6 protein-coding genes are annotated in these 4,854 nt (G+C 70.7%); 3 read left to right on the top strand and 3 right to left on the bottom strand.

Going from position 1 to position 4,854, the window contains the following annotated elements:
* Positions 1-372, top strand: a 372-nt coding sequence (gene ndk / locus VED21_RS32960; RefSeq protein ID WP_324890127.1) for a nucleoside-diphosphate kinase, incomplete at its 5' end; no start/stop codon positions are given.
* 166 nt (positions 373-538) lie between these two features.
* On the top strand, positions 539-1,033 hold the full coding sequence (locus VED21_RS32955) for a hypothetical protein (protein ID WP_324890125.1): 495 nt from the start codon (positions 539-541) through the stop codon (positions 1,031-1,033).
* Positions 1,034-1,046: 13 nt separating this feature from the next.
* Here the strand turns inward: VED21_RS32955 and VED21_RS32950 are convergent, their stop codons facing one another.
* The 3 genes from VED21_RS32950 to purM all read right to left on the bottom strand — a co-directional run bounded on the left by VED21_RS32950 (position 1,047) and on the right by purM (position 3,167).
* A complete protein-coding gene (locus VED21_RS32950; protein WP_324890124.1) occupies positions 1,047-1,196 on the bottom strand; it encodes an aa3-type cytochrome c oxidase subunit IV in 150 nt (49 codons plus the stop codon).
* 214 nt (positions 1,197-1,410) lie between these two features.
* Positions 1,411-2,097 (bottom strand): phosphoribosylglycinamide formyltransferase, encoded by a 687-nt coding sequence (gene purN, locus VED21_RS32945; protein ID WP_324890121.1) that lies wholly within the window; start codon positions 2,095-2,097, stop codon positions 1,411-1,413.
* Positions 2,085-3,167, bottom strand: a complete 1,083-nt coding sequence (purM, locus tag VED21_RS32940; RefSeq protein WP_324890129.1) for a phosphoribosylformylglycinamidine cyclo-ligase — start codon at positions 3,165-3,167, stop codon at positions 2,085-2,087. The genes purN and purM overlap by 13 nt, the downstream gene beginning before the upstream one ends.
* A 76-nt stretch (positions 3,168-3,243) precedes the next feature.
* On the opposite strand from purM, the gene VED21_RS32935 reads away from it, so the two are divergent.
* Positions 3,244-4,644, top strand: a complete 1,401-nt coding sequence (locus tag VED21_RS32935; protein WP_324890119.1) for a DUF2066 domain-containing protein — start codon at positions 3,244-3,246, stop codon at positions 4,642-4,644.
* Positions 4,645-4,854: the final 210 nt, after the last annotated feature.

The following is a 4,854-nucleotide window of genomic DNA, read 5'->3' as shown; positions in this document are numbered from 1 at the left end:
AACCTGACCGGCAAGATCAATGCCCGCTTCGAGGATGCCGGGCTGCGCATCGTGGCGCAGAAGCGCCTGTTCCTGACCACGGACCAGGCCGAGCGTTTTTATGGCGTGCACCGTGAGCGGCCGTTCTTCCGCGACCTGGTGACCTTCATGACCTCCGGTCCGGTGGTCGTGCAGGTGCTGGAGGGCGAGAATGCGGTCGCCCGCAACCGCGAGATCATGGGCGCCACCAACCCGGCCAACGCCGCCGAGGGCACCATCCGCAAGGACTTCGCCGAGTCGATCGAGGCGAACTCGGTGCACGGCTCCGACGCGCCGGAGACGGCCGCCCAGGAGATCCGCTTCTTCTTCAGCGACCTCGAGATCGTCCCCTGATCCCTGCGATCACGGGTTTTCACGGGAAAGGCCGCCCCTCGGGGCGGCCTTTTCGCGTTTCATGGATGTTGTACCGTTACGCCGGTGTCGTGGACACGCCGGGCGATGTAGGATATTCGAAGGAACAGGGCCCTCGCCGGGGCCGCGCGCCTGAGGAGCACGTGGGATGGAATTCCAGGACAAGCAGCCGATCATCTCGCTCTTGGCGCCGCTCGCCCCGACGATCGCGACGGGACGCAACGACCTCGGCGACGAGGCGGTGGTCGAACTCCTGGTCCGCGGCTACGTCGACAAGTGCCTGGAATCGTTCCGCGAGGCGATGACCGACGCGGTGACCCAGGACGAGGCGGTGAATTCCATCTACCGGCTGGCCAGCGCGCTGAACGCCGTGTTCCTGGGACAGAGCGGCTTCGACACCATCGTCGTGCACGATTGGAACTCGCCCGACCAGTTGGGCGTCTTCCTGCGCGACACGCTGGATTTCGACTTCCCGCCGGAGGAATGCGTGCGCGCCACCCTGGTGCACATGGCGACGCACGTCATGTACGCCCTCCAGGGATCGCAGCCGGACTGGAAAGATCAGGTCGATTCGCTGGTGATCGAGGTGCGGGACCTGCTGCTCGGACGGCTCCCCAACGGCGAGGAGCCGCCCGTCGCGTGAACGCGGCCTGCCGTTACAGCAGGAAGAGTGCCATCAGCACCAGCAGCACGACCACCGCGCCGGTGGCGTACTTGGTGAACTGCGTGAACGCGTGCCAGCCGGCCGCGTGCTCGCGCACCAGTTCCTCGCTGACGACCTGTTCGTGGTGACCAACCGAAGCCATGGAGCCCCTCCTTCTTTATTGGCGGTTGTCGCCGGAGGGAATTAGGGAGTGCGGCGCGAGTCGGCAAGTGGGCTATGACCCTCTCCCGCCCCGGGAGAGGGTGGCCGGCGGAGCCGGCCGGGTGAGGGCAAGGGCAAGGATCCTTGGAGTCACCCTCACCCTCCCGCTCTTCGAGCGGGCCCCTCCCTCTCCCGAGGCGGGAGAGGGTAAGACGTCACGCCGCCGGGTTGACCAGCGCCGCGTCCGTGCCGGGCACGTGCCCTTCCACAACCACGCGTTCGCCGTCCACGCGGACGCGGCCCTCGGCGATCAGGCGGACGGCCAGGGGGTAGATGCGGTGCTCCTGCTCCAGCACGCGCTCGGCCAAGGCGTGCGGGTCGTCGGTGCCGAGCACCGGGACGGCGGCCTGCACGATGATCGGCCCCTCGTCCATGGCCGGGCGCACGTAGTGCACCGTGCAGCCGTGCACGCGCACGCCGGCCGCGATGGCGCGCTCATGCGTGTCCAGCCCCTTGAACGAGGGCAGGAGCGAGGGGTGGATGTTGATCAGCCGGTTCTGCCAGCGCTCGACGAACCACGGCGACAGGATGCGCATGAAGCCGGCGAGGCACACCAGCTCCACCCCCGCGCCGCGCAGAGCCGCGTCCATCGCCGCCTCGAACGCCGGCTTGTCGCCGGGGTAGTCGCGGTGGCTGACCACCGCGGTGGCGATGCTGGCTTTCGCCGCCCGTTCAAGGCCGTAGGCATCGGCCTTGTTGGACAGGACGAGCGCGATCTCCGCCGGGAAGCCCGGCTGGGCGCAGGCGTCGATCAGGGCCTGGAGGTTGCTCCCCCGGCCCGAAATCAAAACGCCCAACTTCAAGCCGGAGGGCTTCAGGCCGGCGGGCTTCAGACCGGCCATTCCGTGTCCATCCCGTTGACGGTGACCCGCTCCGTGCCCTCCGCCACCGCGTGCACGGTGCCGACGGTGTAGACCGTCTCGCCGTGCTGGCGCAGGAGTGCCGCGGCTTCCTCGGCGCGCTCGGCCGGGCAGACCACGATCATGCCCAGGCCGCAGTTGAAGGTGCGCGCCATGTCGGCCGGGGTCAGGCCGCCGGTCTTCGCCAGCCAGCCGAACACCGGCAGCAGCGGCCACGCCTTGGCGTCCAAGGTCACGCCCAGGCCGGCGGGCAGCACGCGCGGGATGTTCTCGATCAGGCCGCCGCCGGTGATGTGCGCCATCGCCTTCACGGCCCCGGCGCGCACGGCGGCCAGCGTGCCCTTCACATAGATGCGCGTCGGCGTCAGCAGCGCCTCGCCCAGGCCCTTCTCCGCGTCCCACGGGCACGGCGCGGCGTAGCCCAGGCCGGACTTCTCGACCAGACGGCGCACCAGCGAGAAGCCGTTGGAGTGCACGCCCGACGACGCGAGGCCGAGCAGCACGTCGCCCGCCTGGACGGTGCCGCCGGTCAGCGCGTTCTCGCGCTCGACCGCACCCACCGAGAATCCGGCGAGGTCGTAGTCGTCCTTGGCGTACATGCCCGGCATCTCGGCGGTCTCGCCGCCGACCAGCGCGCAGCCGGCCTGCCGGCAGCCTTCGGCGATGCCCGACACGATGGCGCGTCCCGCCTCCACCTCCAGCTTGCCGGTGGCGAAGTAGTCGAGGAACAGGAGCGGTTCCGCTCCCTGGACCACGAGGTCGTTGACGCACATGGCGACAAGGTCGATGCCGACCGTGTCGTGCTTGCCGGTCTCGATCGCGACCTTGAGCTTGGTGCCGACGCCATCGGTCGTTGCGACGAGCAGCGGATCGCGGTAGCCGGCGGCCTTCAGATCGAAGAGCGCGCCGAAGCCGCCGAGTCCGGCGTCGGACCCGGGCCGTGCGGTGGAGCGGGCAAGCGGCTTGATCGCTTCGACGAGCGCGTTGCCGGCATCGATGTCCACGCCCGCTTCTTTGTAGGCGTCGGACGTGTTTTTCGACTGGGTGCTGATGGTATCCTCGCTTGGGCTGGGCTATATACCGGGCCAACGGAACGGGCCGAACATACTCGAATCGGAAGGCATTGCAATGCTCCACCGCCGTCGCTGGTCCCTTTGCGCGGGCCTCGCCGCCGTCCTGCTTCTCCTGGCGGGCCTGACCGGCCCCGCGGGCGCCCAGATCGTGGCCCCCCCGCCGCAGTCCGCCAACGACGCCTTCGCCGTGTCGGGCATCCAGGTGGACGTTGCCGCCGCCAACGCCAACGCCGCGCGCGACCAGGCCATCACCCAGGCGCAGCGCAAGGCGTGGGACACGCTGTACCAGCGCATGGTGCCGGGCGGCGGTGCGGCGCCGAAGCTGTCGGACTACGACCTCGCCCGCCTCGTGCAGGGGTTCGAGATCGACAACGAGAAGGTCTCGGCCACCCGCTACGTCGGCACCTTCACGGTGCGCTTCCGCCCGACGCCGGTGCGCGAGCAACTGGCGGGCGCCGGGGCGGGCAGCTACGTCGAGCCGCCGACCCGGCCGCTGGTCGTGCTGCCCATCACCGTGACCGATGGCCGCACCATCCTGTGGGAGGACCGCACCCCCTGGCGCGACGCGTGGGAGGAGCGGGACGCCGGCAACTCCCTGGTGCCGCTGGTCGTGCCGGACGGCGAGCTGGAGGACATCCAGGCCATCACCGCCGCCGACGCGCTCGCCGGTTCGCCCGAGGCGCTGGCCCGCATCGCCCAGCGCCACCGTGCCGGCGGAGTCGTGGTCGCCCGCACCGAACTGCCGCCGGGCGGCCCGAATCCGAAGGCGCCGCTGACCGTGGAGGTGACCCGCCTGGGCCTGGACGGCACGCGCGAGCAGCAGACGGTCACCGTCCGCCCCGACCCCGACGACCGCGCCCCCGACCTGATGCGCCGTGCCGTCAGCTTCACCGGCGCCACGCTGGACGAGATGTGGAAGCGGGAGAACACCGTCTCCTCCGGCGCCGAGCAGACCTTCACCGTCTCCGTCCCCCTCGGCCGCATCGAGGACTGGGTGGAGGCGCGGCGCCGGCTGGCGGGTACCAACGGCGTGACGCGCGCCGACATCCTGTCGCTGTCGCGCAGCGAGGCCATCATCGCGCTGACCGTGCGCGGCGACGTGCAGCGCCTTCAGCAGGCGCTGGCCCGCCGCGACCTGGCGCTGAGCGCCGCGCCGCAGCCCCCGGTGCTGTCCGGCCAGCCGGTGCTGCCGGCGCGCCCGGCCTACGAACTGCGCCTCGCTGGCCGCGGGGCGGAGCTGCAGCCGCTGCCCCCTGCCGGCGGCGCCGGAGTCGGCATCGCTCCGCCGTCGGCCGCCGTGCCTTCGCTGGCGCCGCCGTCCGCATCGTCGCCGTCGATCAGCGGCACGCCGCTGCCGGCGCCGTCGTATGGCGGCGCGCCGGCCCCCCTGCCGGAGGGCTCCACCGCGCCCATCGGCACGCTGGGCACCCTGCGGCCGGGTTCGCCGCGGTACTGACGCGGCGTGGAATCTGTTGGGTTTTCGCTGGCGCTCAACCCAACCTACGCGGTTCCGGTAGGTTGGGTTGAGCGCCAGCGAAAACCCAACGTTCGATTCGACGAGGAACGAGGAACGGTGCGCCGGTGAGCATCCCCAACATCATCACGTTCGGCCGCATCCTGGCGGTGCCGCTCGCGGTCTACCTGATCCTGTCCGGGGAGCTGGGGT

Origin of the sequence: Azospirillum sp. (assembly GCF_035627195.1) — a bacterium.
Taxonomy (GTDB): domain Bacteria; phylum Pseudomonadota; class Alphaproteobacteria; order Azospirillales; family Azospirillaceae; genus Azospirillum.
This window is presented reverse-complemented; position numbering and strand designations above follow the sequence as displayed.